Annotated in this window: 11 protein-coding genes and 1 tRNA gene; 9 read left to right on the plus strand and 3 right to left on the minus strand. The window is 72.6% G+C overall.

From position 1 onward, the window contains the following. Positions 1-62 precede the first annotated feature (62 nt). Positions 63-257, plus strand: coding sequence for a helix-turn-helix transcriptional regulator (locus tag ACWD0A_RS07945; RefSeq protein ID WP_451295712.1), 195 nt, complete (start codon positions 63-65; stop codon positions 255-257). Further along, positions 257-1,648, plus strand: coding sequence for a tyrosine-type recombinase/integrase (locus tag ACWD0A_RS07950; protein ID WP_451295714.1), 1,392 nt, complete (start codon positions 257-259; stop codon positions 1,646-1,648). The genes ACWD0A_RS07945 and ACWD0A_RS07950 overlap by 1 nt, the downstream gene beginning before the upstream one ends. A gap of 178 nt (positions 1,649-1,826) precedes the next feature. Here the strand turns inward: ACWD0A_RS07950 and ACWD0A_RS07955 are convergent. Continuing rightward, positions 1,827-1,899, minus strand: a tRNA-Arg gene (locus ACWD0A_RS07955). 310 nt (positions 1,900-2,209) lie between these two features. Here ACWD0A_RS07955 and ACWD0A_RS07960 point away from each other — a divergent pair. The 7 genes from ACWD0A_RS07960 to ACWD0A_RS07990 all read left to right on the plus strand — a co-directional run bounded on the left by ACWD0A_RS07960 (position 2,210) and on the right by ACWD0A_RS07990 (position 11,019). After that, the gene (locus ACWD0A_RS07960) at positions 2,210-3,829 is read left to right on the plus strand and encodes a dynamin family protein (RefSeq protein WP_451295716.1); all 1,620 of its coding nucleotides are present in this window, start codon (positions 2,210-2,212) and stop codon (positions 3,827-3,829) included. A 6-nt stretch (positions 3,830-3,835) separates the two neighbouring features. Next, a complete protein-coding gene (locus tag ACWD0A_RS07965; RefSeq protein WP_451295718.1) occupies positions 3,836-5,740 on the plus strand; it encodes a GTP-binding protein in 1,905 nt (634 codons plus the stop codon). Positions 5,741-5,859: 119 nt separating this feature from the next. Next, positions 5,860-6,312 carry a single-stranded DNA-binding protein gene (locus tag ACWD0A_RS07970; RefSeq protein WP_451295720.1) on the plus strand — a complete coding sequence of 151 codons (453 nt, stop codon included), beginning with the start codon at positions 5,860-5,862 and terminating at the stop codon, positions 6,310-6,312. A 257-nt stretch (positions 6,313-6,569) separates the two neighbouring features. Next, the gene (locus ACWD0A_RS07975; protein ID WP_451295722.1) at positions 6,570-7,982 is read left to right on the plus strand and encodes an LAETG motif-containing sortase-dependent surface protein; all 1,413 of its coding nucleotides are present in this window, start codon (positions 6,570-6,572) and stop codon (positions 7,980-7,982) included. A gap of 207 nt (positions 7,983-8,189) precedes the next feature. After that, entirely contained in the window at positions 8,190-9,854 is a 1,665-nt protein-coding gene (gene ettA, locus ACWD0A_RS07980) for an energy-dependent translational throttle protein EttA (RefSeq protein WP_451295724.1), read from the plus strand. Between the two features lie 8 nt (positions 9,855-9,862). Then, a complete protein-coding gene (locus ACWD0A_RS07985) occupies positions 9,863-10,342 on the plus strand; it encodes an acyl-CoA thioesterase (RefSeq protein WP_451295726.1) in 480 nt (159 codons plus the stop codon). 8 nt (positions 10,343-10,350) lie between these two features. After that, positions 10,351-11,019: a DUF885 domain-containing protein gene (locus tag ACWD0A_RS07990; protein WP_307715436.1), complete on the plus strand. Its 669-nt coding sequence runs from the start codon at positions 10,351-10,353 to the stop codon at positions 11,017-11,019. 375 nt (positions 11,020-11,394) lie between these two features. On the opposite strand, the gene ACWD0A_RS07995 is transcribed toward ACWD0A_RS07990, so the two are convergent. Both ACWD0A_RS07995 and ACWD0A_RS08000 read right to left on the minus strand, forming a co-directional pair. After that, positions 11,395-12,342, minus strand: coding sequence for an ABC transporter ATP-binding protein (locus ACWD0A_RS07995; protein WP_451295728.1), 948 nt, complete (start codon positions 12,340-12,342; stop codon positions 11,395-11,397). Continuing rightward, positions 12,339-15,155 (minus strand): ABC transporter permease, encoded by a 2,817-nt coding sequence (locus ACWD0A_RS08000; RefSeq protein ID WP_451295730.1) that lies wholly within the window; start codon positions 15,153-15,155, stop codon positions 12,339-12,341. Before ACWD0A_RS08000 ends, ACWD0A_RS07995 begins: the two co-directional genes overlap by 4 nt. Position 15,156: the final 1 nt, after the last annotated feature.

Consider the following 15,156-nt stretch of genomic DNA (forward strand, 5'->3'; position numbering starts at 1 on the left):
AGCGGACCTCTGGGACCCAGAGCTCTTATTTCACTGATCAAAACAGAAGAGAGGACCGCGGCATGAGCACCCGTGCGGGAGACGACAAGCTCACGCTCGTGGAGATCTGCAAGGACCTGAAGATCTCGCGCTCCACCTTCTACGACTGGCGCGCCAAGGGGCGTGCCCCGCGTTGCATCAAGCTGCCCAACGGTGACATCCGGGTCCGGCGCAGCGACTACGAACACTGGTTGGACGCTCGGGAGGACGCTGCCTGATGACCGACACGACGTACAACGTCAAGATCTGGAAGACCTCGGTGTACAGAGGCAAGCGCAAGACCACTCACACCGTTCGCTGGGAACTGGACGGCAAGGAATGGCGAGCGCCGTTCGACACGAAGGCGCTCGCGGACGCCTTCCGCTCCGAGCTGGTCAGTGCCACCCGCCGTGGCGAGGCATTCAGCCTCGCCACGGGGCGGCCGCTCTCGCACCAGTCCGGGGCGAGCGCGGTGAACTGGTACGACTTCGCCGTGCAGTTCGCGGATGCTCAATGGCACCGGACCGGCGGCAACAACCGGAAGAACACGGCCAAGGCGCTCATGGCGGCGACTGTTGCTCTGCTGCGTACTCCGCCTGCTTCCTTCCGGCCGGTCGATGTGCGCACCGCCCTGCGGGAATTTGCGTTCAACACGAGGCGGCGCGCGGACGCGCCGCCGGAAGTGGCGACGATCCTCAAATGGGTGGAGCGCAACACGCAGACCATGGCCGCGTGGGAGGACCCCGCCAAGGTTGACGACGTGCTCCGGGCCGTGGGCTCGAAGTTGGACGGCACACGGGCCGCGGCAAGCTCAGTAAAGCGCAACCGGCGGATTCTCAACGTGGCCATGGAGTACGCGGTCAAGCACCGGATCCTGCGCGCGAACCCCCTGCCGAAGGGGAGGGGAGCGGCGCCCAAGACGTCCTCCGCGGTCGACAAGCGGTCCCTCCTCAACCCGGAGCAGGCAGCGCGTCTGCTGAGCTGGGTGCGCAGTCGCCCCCGCGGCGGCAAACGGCTGCACGCCTTCTTCGCCACGATGTACTACGCCGGGCCGCGCCCGGAGGAAGTCGTGGCGATGCACGTTTCGGACGTCCGCCTGCCCGGCACAGACGCCGAAGACCAGTGGTGTGAGTTGCTCTTCCATACGGCTCAGCCGGAGGTCGGGAAGAACTGGACCGATGACGGCCAGATCCACGAAGAGCGTGGGCTGAAGGGGCGCGCCAGTGACGACACCCGCGTCGTACCGGGACATCCGTCGCTGACGAGGATCCTTCGCGCACACGTCAAGGCAGAGAACCTGAAGCCCAGGGACCTGCTGTTCCAGGGAGAGAAGGGCGACATGCTCGCGGGCTCGGTCATCCGCCGGGCCTGGCGCAGTGCCCGCGAAAGGGTGCTCACCCCGGAAGAATTCGCGTCGCCGCTTGGCAAGCGCGTGTACGACCTGCGGCACACCTGCCTGACCAACTGGCTCAACGACGGCGTCCCGCCGGCGCAGGTCGCTGAGTGGGCGGGCAACGGCGTCCCCGTGCTGCTGGCGATCTACGCCCGGTGTATCTCCGGGCAACTTCAGGATCTCAAACAGCGGATCCTGGCCCGCGGGGACCTCCCCGAGCTGCCCGAGACCGGCTGACGACGCTGGGAGAACTTCCCCGCGTATTCACCGCAGCCACCCGCAGAAAGCCGGTGACAGCCGGACAGCGCCGGACCCTTCCCGCGATCGCTGGGGAAGGGTCCGGCGCTTTTCTGCAGGCGGCTGTACCTGCTCTGATCAGCAAAAACGCCCTCCCGGAGGGAGGGCGGGGAGTGGGCGCCCCCGGCAGGACTCGAACCTGCGGCCAAGCGCTTAGAAGGCGCCTGCTCTATCCACTGAGCTACGGGGGCCGGAAGCGGCCTTGCGGCCAGAGCCCCATTCGGGTCGTCCGACCTGCCGGGGTCAAGGATAGGGCTCCGATCACCTTGGCCCGGTTGCCTCACCTGCGTGGCACGATGTGGAGGTTCGGTGAAGCGAACCGATAATCGCAGGCAGGTGCGATTCGTGCACCGCTTTTGACGCCTGGCGTGCCGGGTGTTGTGCACTCGTTATGCCTGCGTCCCACTCGTCCCATGTGTTCCGTCTGTCCTACCGGCGCGCAGAGAGGCCCATACGCTTCAAAAAGCCGATCAAATTGGGCATTCTTCGCATGTGGTGACCTTGGATGCACGGCCTCAGCTGATCGACGCACTTTCCGCCCTGCGCGACCGTGTCGCCGCCGTGCGTCTGCCGCTCCCTCTTCCCGGCGCGCCCCGCGCCCGGCAGACGCGTGTCGAGCTGCTCGCGCAGCTCGACGACTATCTGGTGCCCCGCCTCAAGGACCCGGACGCCCCGCTGCTCGCCGTGATCGGCGGATCCACCGGTGCCGGGAAGTCCACCCTCGTCAACTCCCTTGCGGGCAGGAAGGTCAGCGAGGCCGGGGTGCTGCGGCCCACCACGCGGACCCCTGTCCTCGTCTGCCACCCCGACGACCACCACTGGTTCGCCGGTATGCGGGTGCTCCCGGAGCTCACCCGCGTCTGGATGCCCCCCGCCGAGGAGCAGGGGGAGCGGGACGGGGCCGGGCGGCACGGCAGGAGCGGGAACCAGGCCGCGGACGAGAAGGCGCTGCGGATCGAGACCGCGTCCACCCTCCCGCGCGGCCTCGCCCTCCTCGACGCGCCCGACGTCGACTCGCTCGTCGTGGAGAACCGTCTGCTGGCCGCCGAGTTGATCTGCGCCGCCGACGTGTGGGTCATGGTGACCACCGCCTCGCGTTACGCGGACGCCGTTCCGTGGCATCTGCTGCGTACGGCGAAGGAGTACGACGCCACGCTGATCACCGTGCTGGACCGGGTGCCGCACCAGGTCGTCGACGAGGTCTCGCGCCAGTACGCGGCGCTGCTGACCAAGGCGGGGCTCGGCCATGTGCCGCGCTTCACCATCCCCGAGCTGCCCGAGTCCGCGGGCGCCGGCAAAGGGCTGCTGCCCACCACCGCCGTCGCGCCCCTGCTGTCCTGGCTGGCCCACCGGGCGCAGGACCCGGCCGCCCGCCAGCAGGCGCTCGGGCGCACCGCGGGCGGCGTTCTCGCCTCCCTGGACGCGCGGATGCCGGAGCTCGCGAGCGCTGTCGCGGCCCAGTACGCGGCGGCCGTACGGCTCACGGGCGCCGTGGAGGAGGCGTACGAGAAGCAGCGCGAGCGCGTGCGGGAACAGCTGCGTGCCGGTGCCGTGCTCGCCGGGGACGCTCGCACCCGCTGGCGCGGCTACCCCCGCGACAGCACGGCGGCCGAACTGCTCGACGCGCTCGTCGCCAGCCTGTCCGCGCTCCTGCAGTGCGCCGTGGCCGCCGCCGACGAGCAGGTGCAGAGCGCCTGGCGGCGCGAGCCCGCCGCGGCGGCCTTCACCCCGCACCGCCGCGTCGACCTGGAGACGAGCGAGCGGATCGGGATGGCCGTGCGCCGCTGGCGGCGGGTGCTCGAGGAGATCGCCGAGGAGGAGGTGCGGGGGATGGAGCGCAACGCCGCCCCCGACGCCGAGACCGTCGCCGCGCTGCTCGCCACCGCGCTGCTCGGCGGCCGCCGCGCCCGCGGTGCGGGGGAGCGGCTGGCCGAACGGATGGGCGCCCAGGGTGCGCTGAGGCTGCGCGACAAGGGCGGTGAGCTGGTCTCGACGTCCATCGACGCCGTACTGCACAGCGAACGGGACCGCCGCCTGGCGCCCCTGGACGCCCTGGAAGTGACCCCCGAGCCGCAGGCCGAGCTGATCGCCGCGCTGTCCCTACTGCAGAAGGAGAGGTGAGCGCGGGTGACCGCCGTCACCGACGACCACAACGAGACGGGGAACGAGGCCGTCGCCGGAACCCCGAACGGGGCTGTGCGCAAGAAGGCGGGCAGCGCTGCGGAGGGGGCAGGGGCCGCCGACGGGAAGGAGGCCGGTGACCGCTGGGACGACGGGCTCATCGCGCGCCGTGCCGAGCCGAGGTCCGACGCACCCGACCCGGACGATGCGGAACCCGGTGAGGACGAGGCCGGTCACCGTGGCGGTGCCGCCTCGGAGGAGGGGCACGACCACCTGCCGATCGGCGGAGCCTACGGCGGACCGCTGCGCGACCGCCTGAACGCGCTGCGTGAACTGCTGGGACTCTCGCAGACCCGCCTGGACGGCCGCACCCTCGCGGAGGCAGGCCGGGTCCTCGACGAGGCCGCCGCCCGCCAACGGCTCTCCTCCCGTCACACGGTGGTCGCCATCGCCGGCGCGACGGGCAGCGGCAAGTCGACCCTCTTCAACGCGCTCGCCGGAGTGCGCATCGCGGAGACCGGGCTGCGCAGGCCGACCACGTCGGCGCCCATCGCCTGCACCTGGTCGGACGGCGCCGCCGGGCTGCTGGACCGGCTCGCCATCCCGGGCCGCCTGCGCCGCAGGCCGCTCGCGGGCGGCGACGGAGACGAGCAGTTGCATGGGCTGGTGCTGGTCGACCTGCCCGACCACGACTCGGCTCTCGTGCAGCACCGGGAGCAGGTCGACCGGGTGCTCGCGCTCGTCGACGCCGTGATCTGGGTCGTCGACCCCGAGAAGTACGCGGATGCCGCCCTGCACGAGCGCTACCTGAGGCCGCTCGCCGGACACGCCGAGATCACGTTCGTGGTGCTCAACCAGATCGACCGGCTCCCCGGCGAGGCCGCCGACCAGGTCCTCGACGATCTGCGGCGGCTCCTGGACGAGGACGGCATGGCTCTGGGAGAGCACGGCGAACCGGGGGCCAGGGTCCTGCCGCTGTCCGCGCTGACGGGCGAGGGCGTGGGCGAACTGCGCGAGATGATCGGCGAGTTCGTGCAGGGGCGGGAGGCGGCGGCGCTGCGGCTGTCAGCGGACGTGGACGCGGCAGCGGCGAAGCTGCGCCCCGTGTACGTCGCCGAGAGCCGGACGGGTCTGGGCGAGCGCGCCCGCGACGACTTCTCGGCCCGGCTCGCGGACGCGATCGGCGCGACGGCGGCCGGGGAGGCCGCGGAGCGGGAGTGGCGCAGGAACGCGTCGCGGGCGTGCGGGACGCCCTGGCTGCGGCTGTGGCGCTGGTACGAGCGCAAGCGCATGCCGGGGGCGGCACTGGAGCCGCGCGCCGCTCCGGTGGAGGAAGAACCGACCGCGCGCCAGCGGGTCGAGCAGGCGGTCCGCACGGTCGCCGGCGAGGCGTCGCGCGGGCTGCCCGCCCCGTGGGCGCAGGCGGTGCGGGAGGCGGCGGTACGGGGCGCGCAGGGGTTGCCCGAGGCGCTGGACGAGCTGGCGACGCGCGAGGCCGCGGCGACGAGCGGGCGGCCGCAGCGCCCGGCGTGGTGGCCGGCCGCGGTGCTGGCCCAGGCGTCGATGACGCTGCTTCAGATCTTCGGGGGTCTGTGGCTGGTGGGCCAGATCGTCGGCGTGCTGGAGCCGGGGCTGATCCCGCCGGTGCTGGTGATGCTCGCGGGCATCGTGGGCGGCCCGCTGGTGGAGTGGGCGTGCGCGGCGGCCGCCAAGGGGCCGGCCCGGAGATACGGCCAGGACGTCAGACGCGCGCTGCAGGAGGCGGCCGCGGGCTGCGGCAGGGCCAAGGTGCTCGACCCGATCTCGGCGGAGCTCATGCGCTACCGCGAGGTGCGGGAGCAGTACGCGACGGTGTCGGGGACGACACGGCCGGGGGCGGGGCACGGAAGGGTGCGCACCCGTATCGGGTGACGGAGTTGTCCACAACGGGGCGCCCGTCCACAGGCGTCCGCGGGTCTTCTCCGTCCGGTCCAGCATGGAGCCCGGAAGACAGCGATCGGGCAATGCGACCGGACGGGGAGGTGACCGTCATGAACGACACCATGGTGACGGTGGTCGGGAATGTGGCCACGAATGTGGAGTACCGGGAAACGGCCACGGGAGGGATGGCGCGATTCCGTTTCGCGGTGCCGTCGCGGCGGTGGGACCGGCAGAACGGCACCTGGACGGACGGGCCGACGAGCTTCTACACCGTCTTCGCCTGGCGGTCGCTCGCGGCGAATCTGGCCGGTTCCGTTTCGGTGGGTGAACCGCTCGTGGTGCACGGCAGGTTGAAGGTGCGCGAGGAGGACGGGGACGGCAGGCGGCGGACGTTCGTGGACATCGACGCGCTGGCGGCGGGGCACGACCTGACGCGCGGGACGGCGGCGTTCCGGCGGGTGGCGAGGGGCGAGCCGGTGCCGGCGGCCCGGCGCGGGGAGCCGGGCGAGCCGGAGGAGCCGGGGACGACCCGGCGGGCGAGGGAGCCGGTCGCCGTCCCCTGAAAGGGAGTTGGGGGCCGGCCGACTACGCCGCGCAGTGGGCGCGGCCCGGTAAAACGGGTGATCAGGGGGTGAATTGACCGACCGTGATAACGATTACGAGTCGGAATGGTTATCTGATGACATGACGGGGGACCGGGCTGCGCGCCGTCCATAGGATTCCCGCGTACTCACGGGGCACTTGAGTTAGCTGGCGAGACACTTCCCCCACGCGTCACACGCGAAGTTCTCGCCCAGAGGGGAATTCTGCTGTGTTTGCTGTGTTCTCTGCGTCTGCTGTACGCAGGCGGCGCGCCGCGCGTCTTGCCGCGGCGGCCCTCGTCTCGGGCCTGATCGCCACAGGCTCCCTCGCCGGCGCGGGCATGGCCGCCGCCGACGACGGCACCCAGCACCAGGGGGGCGCCGTCGCCACCCTCGACGGGCTGAAGACGTTCGACAAGGCTCTTCTGCACAACGACGGCAAGAACGAGGAGATCTCCGCCGGACTCTTCGAGATGACGGTCGACGGCGGCGGTCAGCTCAAGACGTACTGCATCGACATCCACAACCCGACCCAGTCCCAGGCCAAGTACCTGGAGACTCCCTGGGACCAGACGTCGCTCCGCACCAACAAGAACGCGGGCAAGATCCGCTGGATCCTGCAGCACTCCTACCCGCAGGTCGACGACCTGGCCGTGCTGGCCAAGGGTGCGCACGCCGGGTCGCTGACCGCCGAGACCGCGGCGGCCGGCACCCAGGTCGCCATCTGGCGCTTCTCGGACGGCGCCGATGTCACGGCGGTCGACCCCGCGGCCGAGAAGCTGGCCGACTGGCTGGAGGAGTCCGCCGAGGACGTCGCCGAGCCCACGGCCTCGCTGAGCCTCGAGCCGAACGCGGTCTCCGGCAAGGCGGGCAGCCGGCTCGGCCCGGTGACGGTGCGTACCGACGCCGGCCAGGTCACCGTCACGCCGCCGGTCGACGCCGCCGCCAGCGGCGTCAAGATCACGGACGAGGCGGGCAAGCCGCTCACCTCCGCGGTCGACGGCAGCAAGCTGTACTTCGACGTTCCCGCGGGCGCGGCCGACGGGACGGCCTCGCTGACCGCCCAGGCGACCATGTCGGTTCCGGTGGGACGCGCGTTCGCCAGCGCGAGCAAGAGCCAGACCCAGATCCTGGCCGGGTCCAGCCAGTCCACGGTCTCCGCGACCGCGACCGCGACCTGGGCGAAGACGGGCGCGATCCCGTCCGTCACCGCGGAGAAGAACTGCGCCAAGGGCGGCGTGGACATCACGGCGGGCAACAAGGGCGACTCCCCGTTCACCTTCGAGCTGGCCGGCATCAAGCACACCATCCCGGCCGGGGAGTCCCGGACCGTGACCGTGCCGGTCGCCGAGGACCAGGCGTACGACTTCACGATCACCGGCCCCGGTGGCTTCGAGAAGAACTTCAAGGGCGTCCTGGACTGCAAGACCACGGGCACGCCGCAGCCGGGCACCGAGACCCAGTCGTCCCAGCCCAGCCCGGCGTCGGCCGGCGGCACGTCCGCGGGCTCCGAGGGCCCCGAGGGCGACCTGGCCGAGACCGGCGGCTCCAGCGCCACGCCGATGATCGCGGGCATCGCGATCGTGCTGGTGCTGATCGGCGGCGGTGCGGTGTTCTTCCTCCGCAGGAAGGCGTCGGCCGCCGGCGAGTGAGTGAACGACCGCGCAGTGTGACACAGCGCTGAGTGGAGGGGCCCGGCACGGGAGACGTGCCGGGCCCCTCGTGCGTCGCGTGCGGGGGCCGTCTCCCGGCGCGTGCCAGGGCCCTCCCGCGTCGGCCGGGGCGCGGTTTCCGTCCGGGGGGCGGCGTACGGCAAGATGGGTGTATCTGCCCACCCACTGCTTGCCGGACGGTTTCTCTTGGCTGAGTACATCTACACGATGCGCAAGACGCGCAAGGCGCACGGCGACAAGGTCATCCTCGATGACGTGACGCTGAGCTTCCTGCCCGGTGCGAAGATCGGTGTGGTCGGCCCCAACGGCGCCGGTAAGTCCACCGTGCTGAAGATCATGGCGGGTCTGGAGCAGCCGTCCAACGGTGACGCCTTCCTCTCGCCCGGCTACTCCGTTGGCATCCTCCTGCAGGAGCCGCCGCTCGACGAGTCCAAGACCGTCCTGGAGAACGTCCAGCAGGGCGTCGCCGAGGTCAAGGGCAAGCTCGACCGCTTCAACGAGATCGCCGAGCAGATGGCGACCGAGTACACGGACGAGCTGATGGAGGAGATGGGCAAGCTTCAGGAGGAGCTGGACCACGCCAACGCGTGGGACCTCGACGCCCAGCTCGAGCAGGCCATGGACGCCCTCGGCTGCCCGCCCGCCGACTGGCCCGTCACCAACCTCTCCGGTGGTGAGAAGCGCCGCGTCGCCCTGTGCAAGCTGCTCCTCGAGGCCCCCGACCTGCTGCTCCTCGACGAGCCCACCAACCACCTCGACGCCGAGTCGGTGCAGTGGCTGGAGGCGCACCTCGCCAAGTACGCCGGCACCGTCGTCGCCATCACCCACGACCGCTACTTCCTCGACAACGTCGCCGAGTGGATCCTCGAGCTGGACCGCGGCCGCGCCCACCCGTACGAGGGCAACTACTCCACGTACCTGGAGAACAAGTCTGCCCGTCTCAAGGTCGAGGGCCAGAAGGACGCCAAGCGGCAGAAGCGCCTCAAGGAAGAGCTGGAGTGGGTCCGCTCCAACGCGAAGGGGCGGCAGGCCAAGTCCAAGGCGCGTCTGGCGCGTTACGAGGAGATGGCCGCCGAGGCCGACAAGATGCGGAAGCTGGACTTCGAGGAGATCCAGATCCCGCCGGGCCCGCGTCTGGGCTCCGTCGTCGTCGAGGTCGAGAACCTGAACAAGGCATTCGGCGACAAGGTCCTCATCGACGACCTGTCCTTCACGCTCCCGCGCAACGGCATCGTCGGCGTCATCGGCCCGAACGGTGCCGGCAAGACGACCCTGTTCAAGATGATCCAGGGCCTGGAGAAGCCGGACTCGGGCACGATCAAGGTCGGCGAGACCGTCAAGATCTCGTACGTCGACCAGAGCCGCGCCAACATCGACGCCAAGAAGACGCTGTGGGCCGTTGTCTCCGACGAGCTGGACTACATCAACGTCGGACACGTCGAGATGCCGTCCCGCGCCTACGTCAGCGCCTTCGGCTTCAAGGGCCCGGACCAGCAGAAGCCGGCCGGGGTCCTCTCCGGCGGTGAGCGCAACCGCCTGAACCTCGCGCTCACCCTCAAGCAGGGCGGCAACCTGCTCCTCCTCGACGAGCCGACCAACGACCTCGACGTGGAGACCCTGTCCTCCCTGGAGAACGCGCTGCTGGAGTTCCCCGGCGCGGCCGTGGTCGTCTCCCACGACCGCTGGTTCCTCGACCGCGTCGCCACGCACATCCTGGCGTACGAGGGCGACTCCAAGTGGTTCTGGTTCGAGGGCAACTTCGAGTCGTACGAGAAGAACAAGATCGAGCGTCTCGGCCCGGACGCGGCTCGTCCGCACCGTGCCACCTACAAGAAGCTCACCCGGGGCTGAGGCAGCGCATGGCTCGCCACATCTACCGCTGCCCCCTGCGCTGGTCGGACATGGACGCCTTCGGGCACGTCAACAACGTCGTCTTCCTGCGGTATCTGGAAGAGGCGCGGATCGACTTCATGTTCCGTCTGGCGCCGGGGGACGGTTCGCCGTCCTTCTCCGGCGGATCGGTGGTCGCCCGCCACGAGATCGACTACGTGCGGCCGCTGGTCCACCGGCACGAGCCGGTGATCATCGAGTCGTGGGTGACCCGGATCAGGGCGGCGTCGCTGACCATCGCCTACGAGGTGAAGGAGGCGGACGACCCCGCGCAGGTGTACGTGCGGGCCTCGACCGTCGTCGTCCCCTACGACCTGGCCGAGGGCAGGCCGCGCCGGATCAGCGCGGAGGAGAAGTCGTTCCTCCAGAAGTATCTCGACGACGGCGCCCGGAGCGACGCCGCCGGGGACGCTCGGGACGAGAAGCCCGAGGACGCCCTCGTCGCATGACCGTGCCCATGTCCGTACCCGTGCAGAGCCTGCACCTCGCCGACGCGAGGGAGGCGGACGATCTCGCCGCCTTCCTCGCCCGGCTGATCCACTACGACCGCGCCGCCGCGGTCAGGCTGCAGGCCGGCAGCGGTGCGCTCGCCGTCTTCGGACGCCCGCCCTCCTTCGAGGTGCTCGCGATCCGTACGGCGCGGCTGGCCGAGCCCGTCGAGCTCGACGTCACCGTGTCGGCGGGGGAGCTGCTGGAGTCGCTGGGCGGCGCGGAGTTCACGGTGCCCGGCGCGGTGACCGGGCCGCCCTGGGCCGGCGTGCTGCCGCCGCGCGGCGGCTGGCGCGAGCTGGCGGGGCTGCCGGACGTGCAGGCGATGCGGGGCGCGGTGGCGGCGGCCGTCGCGGAGTTCCGCGCGCGGGACGAGGCGCTGCCGGCGGAGCGGCGCACGCGCGCCGAGCGGGACCGTATCGGCCGCGAGATCTGGTCGCGGACGGTGGGCGGCACGGGCCTGACGCTGCGCGCCGTGCACGCGGCGCAGGCGCTCGGCTTCCTGCGCCCGGGAGTGCCGGTGGCGCTGCTGTCGGCGGGTACGTGGCTGAGGCTGCGGACGCCGTTCGGATCGGTGGCGGTGCGGACGAACGGGCTGGGCGGGTTGAGTGTGACGCCGGTGCGGCCGACGTCCTGACGACGGGGTCGCGCCTGACGGGACCCGGGGGCTTGGCCCCCGTGACGCCGCCGGGGCGCCCGCTGCGCGGCGCGTGGGCTGCACTGGGGCGCTGTGTGGTGCGTGTGGTTTCCCCCGCCCCGCCCCTTCCCGAAACCTTGACGGGACCCGGGGGCTTCGCCCCCGTGGCCCCCGGCCGCGGCCGCTTCGCGGCGCGTGGGCTGGCCCTGGGTGGGGCGTTCCGCCGGGCCGCTGTGCGGCGCCCCGCGCGCCGGCTTCGCGGCGCGTGAGGGGAACGGGGTCGGGCCCTTCCCCGCGTGCTCGCTGTGCCGGCGCGGGTACCGCCCGCGCCGGCACAGCGCGGCCGCGGCGCGCCCGCTGCGCGGCGCGTCTGCGTCAGAGGGCTGGCGTCGTGTCGTCCGGCCAGATGGAGATGTGGTCCGGTTCGAGTTCCAGGGCCACGCGGTCCGCCATGCCCAGCGCCGACGTGTACTCCGCGGGGAGCTGGAGGCGGCCGGCGCGGTCCAGCATCGCGTATTCGCGGGCCACCACCGATTCCTGGCCCGTCGCCGCGTCGACCTCCGTGCGGCGCAGCACCTCGGAGGAGGTGCGGCCGTCGCGGATGGCGACCGTGCGGCGGACCTCGCTCGCGACGGCCTGGTCGTGAGTGACGATCACGATCGTCGTGCCCAGCTCCTCGTTCGCGCGGCGGAAGGCGGCGAAGACCTGTTCGCCGGTCGCCGAGTCGAGCTCGCCCGTGGGCTCGTCCGCGAGCAGGACCGAGGGGGAGTTCGCGAGCGCGACGGCGATCGCGACACGCTGCTGCTGGCCGCCGGACAGCTGTTGCGGACGGCGGTCCGCGCAGTCGGCGACGCCCAGCATCGTCAGCAGCTCCTGGACGCGCTCCGCCTTGCGCCGGCTCCGGCCCCGCAACTGCATCGGCAGGGCCACGTTCTGCGCCGCCGTCAGGTACGGCAGCAGGTTGCGGGCCGTCTGCTGCCACACGAAGCCCACCACCTCGCGGCGGTAGCGCAGCCGGGCCCCGGCGTCCATCGCGAGCAGGTCGCAGCCCGCGACGCGCGCCGCGCCCGCGGTGGGCACGTCGAGACCGGCGAGGATGTTCATCAGGGTCGACTTGCCGCTGCCCGACGCGCCGACCAGGGCCATCAACTCGCCCTCCTTCACCAGGAGGTCGAGCCCCTGCAGGGCCTGCACCTCGACGCCGTCCGCGGAGAACACCCGGACCAGCCGGTCGCAGGTGATCAGCGCGTCGTGCCCGTACGAGGGCCTCTCGCGCCGGGCCGCGACCCGGCGTTCGAGTTCCTCCAGGGTCGTGTCGGTCATCGCATGTCTCCTGCCCTGAGTTCGTTGACGGATCCGCGGCGCCCCGTCCACCAGGCCTGCATCCCGGCGACCGCCGCGGTCAGCAGCACCACACCGGCCGCGGGCAGCGCCAGCGACCAGGCGTCGGCCCGCAGGGTGGCGCCGTCCACCGGCGCGACGCCCGGTGCGGCGGCCAGCGCCAGGCGGACCAGGTCGACGCCGGGAGCGAGCAGCCGGATCGTGGCCAGGCCGACGAGTACGCCGCCCGACGCGGCGAGCAGCGCCGGGGGGAGCGCTTCGAGGCCCAGCAGCTGCCGCCCCTGCCGGGTGGTCAGCCCCATGGTGCGCAGCCTGGCGAGGAGCGTGGTGCGTTCCGGTGCCGACTGCAGCAGCGACAGCAGCAGCGCGAGGACGGCGTACCCCGCGCCCGCGCCGATCGCGGCCGCGTAGATGCGCTCCGCGCCCGACTGCAGGGGCGAGTCCGTGAAGGAGGCCCGTGCCTCGGCGCGCAGCCGTACGGTGAGGTCCTTGTCCAGGTCGCGTACGGCGGCCCTCAGCGCCCGTCCGTCCACCGCGTCGCCGGTGGCGAGCAGGGCGGTGGGCGCGCGGTGCGTCAGCCGGGAGCCGTCGACGATCAGGAAGTCCGCCGACGACACGGCCGGCGTGCGCTCCCGTACGGCCGCGACCTCCACCGTGAACTGGCCCGCCAGCGCGCTGATCCGGTGCGGTCCCCTGCCCAGCCACTCGGCGACGCCCGGGGAGGCGACGGCCCGCAGCACGGGCGACGCGCCGCCGGCGGCGCGCAGCGTGTCCGCGGGGAACGGGCCGAGGCCCAGCCCGCGGGAGAGCGCCGCGTACGCCTCCGGCTCCACGCCGACGAGCGACGCCGCGGGCGGGGCCGTCAGGGCGTCGTTCCCGGCCGGCAGCCTGAGCGCGTGCTCGATCTGCACGGCGGTCACCGTCCGCACGCCGGACACCTCGCGCACGGCCCGCGCCGCGTCCTCCGGCAGCGCCACCGCGTCGCCGTCCCCGGAGATCCGGGCGTCCGCGCCGGTGGCCAGCAGCGCCGCGCGCGCCCGCGCGTCGTCGACACCCGCGAGCACCGAACCGCCGAAGCCCGCCGTCGTCAGTGCCACCAGCAGCGCGAGCAGCGGGAGCGCGCCGATCGCCGACGAACGTCCCGCGCGGGCCAGCGACAGGAACCCGACCGCGCCGCGCAGCCGTGCGGCGGGGCGCGCGGCCCAGCGCAGCGGCAGCGGATACAGCCGTACGAGAACGAGCGCGGCGATCAGGGCGAGAAGGACCGGCGCAGCGCTGACCAGATGGTCGCCCGCGTCGGAGGTGCCGCGGCGGCGCAGCGCGACCACCGCGCCCACCGCCAGGACGAGCAGGGTCACCTCGGCGACCGTGCGGCGGCCGGAGGGCCGCGCCAGCACCAGGTCGTCGCGTCCCCCGTGGACGCGCGCCACCCGGTGCCGCGCCATCGCGCGGACGGGGAGGGCGGCGCAGGCGACCAGGGCGACGGCCCCGGAGCCGAGCGCGGCGTACGGAAGGCGGGCGTCGTCGACCGCGAGGACCGCGGCCAGGAGTCCGGCGGCCGCGGCGGGCACGGTGACGACGGCGGTCTCGGCGAGCAGCCGGCCGCCGATGCCCCGCAGCGATCCGCCGCGCGAGCGCAGCAGGGCGATCTCACTGCGTCGGCGGGCGGCGAACAGCCCGCCCGTCATGAGCACCACGACCGTGGCGACGGCGCCGACGCCGATCGCGGCGACGGCGACCACCGGCGCGATGGCGGACCGCATCGAGCCGTAGGACGCGAGGATGCCGTCCAGGTCCGTCGTCAGCTCGGCGTTCTCGTCCACGGCCTCCTTGAGTCTCAGCAGGTCGGGGCCGTCCTCCAGGGAGGCCACACGGCTGGTCAGCCGGGGCAGGTCGGCGGCGGTGAGATGCGCGGTGGCGGGCGCGATTCGCCAGTAGGGCTGCGGATCGCCGGTGGTGCCGAGCAGCGCGGGCGCCGCCTCGGGGGCGATCAGGAGCGCGCCCTTCCAGTAGACCTGGGGCAGGGTGGTCGGCGTGGAGTCGAGTCCGGGGGTGCGCAGCAGCGAGTCGTGGGACCAGTAACCGCCCCCGGGCTCACGGGGTTCGACGATTCCGGTCACCCGTGCCGACAGGACCGCCCCGGCCGGGTCGCCGAGGTGGACGACCGAACCGGTCCTGATGTTCAGCGTCTTCGCCGTCTGGGCCGTGACGACAGCCTCGACCTCCCTCGTCGTGGCGGTCACCTTGCCCGTGACGCGGGGCAGCCGGCCCTCGCGCACAGTGGCGTGCTCGGCGACGCCGCTGTGCGCGGCCAGCGTGAACTCCGGGTCCTTGGTGTCGGGCCGCGGCAGCCACCGGTCGCGGGCGACCAGAGTCTTCGTGGTCCGCACCCCGTACGCCGACTGGCCGGGATCGGCGCGCAGCGGATCGGGGAGCAGACCGAGCACCCGGCGATGGAGGGGGCCGAGCCGAGCGGGCAGCAGTGACGCCTCCCGCGCGGCCTCGGGCAGTTCGACGGGAGGCGGGGGCGTGGTCAGTTCCAGTCCGCTCCGGGACGGCGCCGCCGCGGTGACGTCGTGGCGCAGGCCGCGGTTCTCGTAGGCGTCCACGGTACGGGGAAACGCGGCGGCCAGGAACGACGTGAGCAGCACGAGGAGGCCGAAGGCGAGGGCCGCCACGGGCGCCGTGCGCAGCCGGGTCCTGACCCAGGGGGCGACGAAGCGGCGGTGCGGGCCCACGGGGGGTCTCTCCTTCGGCTGCGTCCCGGGCGGCCGGCCGGCGGGGTTCGTGGTCATG

It is taken from the genome of Streptomyces sp. NPDC002867, from assembly GCF_053591895.1.

Excerpts from the sequence above, each read along its gene's own strand:
- ACWD0A_RS07970 (WP_451295720.1), top strand. The coding sequence starts at position 5,860 with ATGAACGACACCATGGTGACGGTGGTCGGGAATGTGGCCACGAATGTG.
- ACWD0A_RS07990 (WP_307715436.1), top strand. The coding sequence starts at position 10,351 with ATGTCCGTACCCGTGCAGAGCCTGCACCTCGCCGACGCGAGGGAGGCG.
- ACWD0A_RS07950 (WP_451295714.1), top strand. The coding sequence starts at position 257 with ATGACCGACACGACGTACAACGTCAAGATCTGGAAGACCTCGGTGTAC.
- ACWD0A_RS07995 (WP_451295728.1), bottom strand. The coding sequence starts at position 12,342 with ATGACCGACACGACCCTGGAGGAACTCGAACGCCGGGTCGCGGCCCGG.
- ACWD0A_RS07985 (WP_451295726.1), top strand. The coding sequence starts at position 9,863 with ATGGCTCGCCACATCTACCGCTGCCCCCTGCGCTGGTCGGACATGGAC.
- ACWD0A_RS07945 (WP_451295712.1), top strand. The coding sequence starts at position 63 with ATGAGCACCCGTGCGGGAGACGACAAGCTCACGCTCGTGGAGATCTGC.
- ACWD0A_RS08000 (WP_451295730.1), bottom strand. The coding sequence starts at position 15,155 with ATGACCACGAACCCCGCCGGCCGGCCGCCCGGGACGCAGCCGAAGGAG.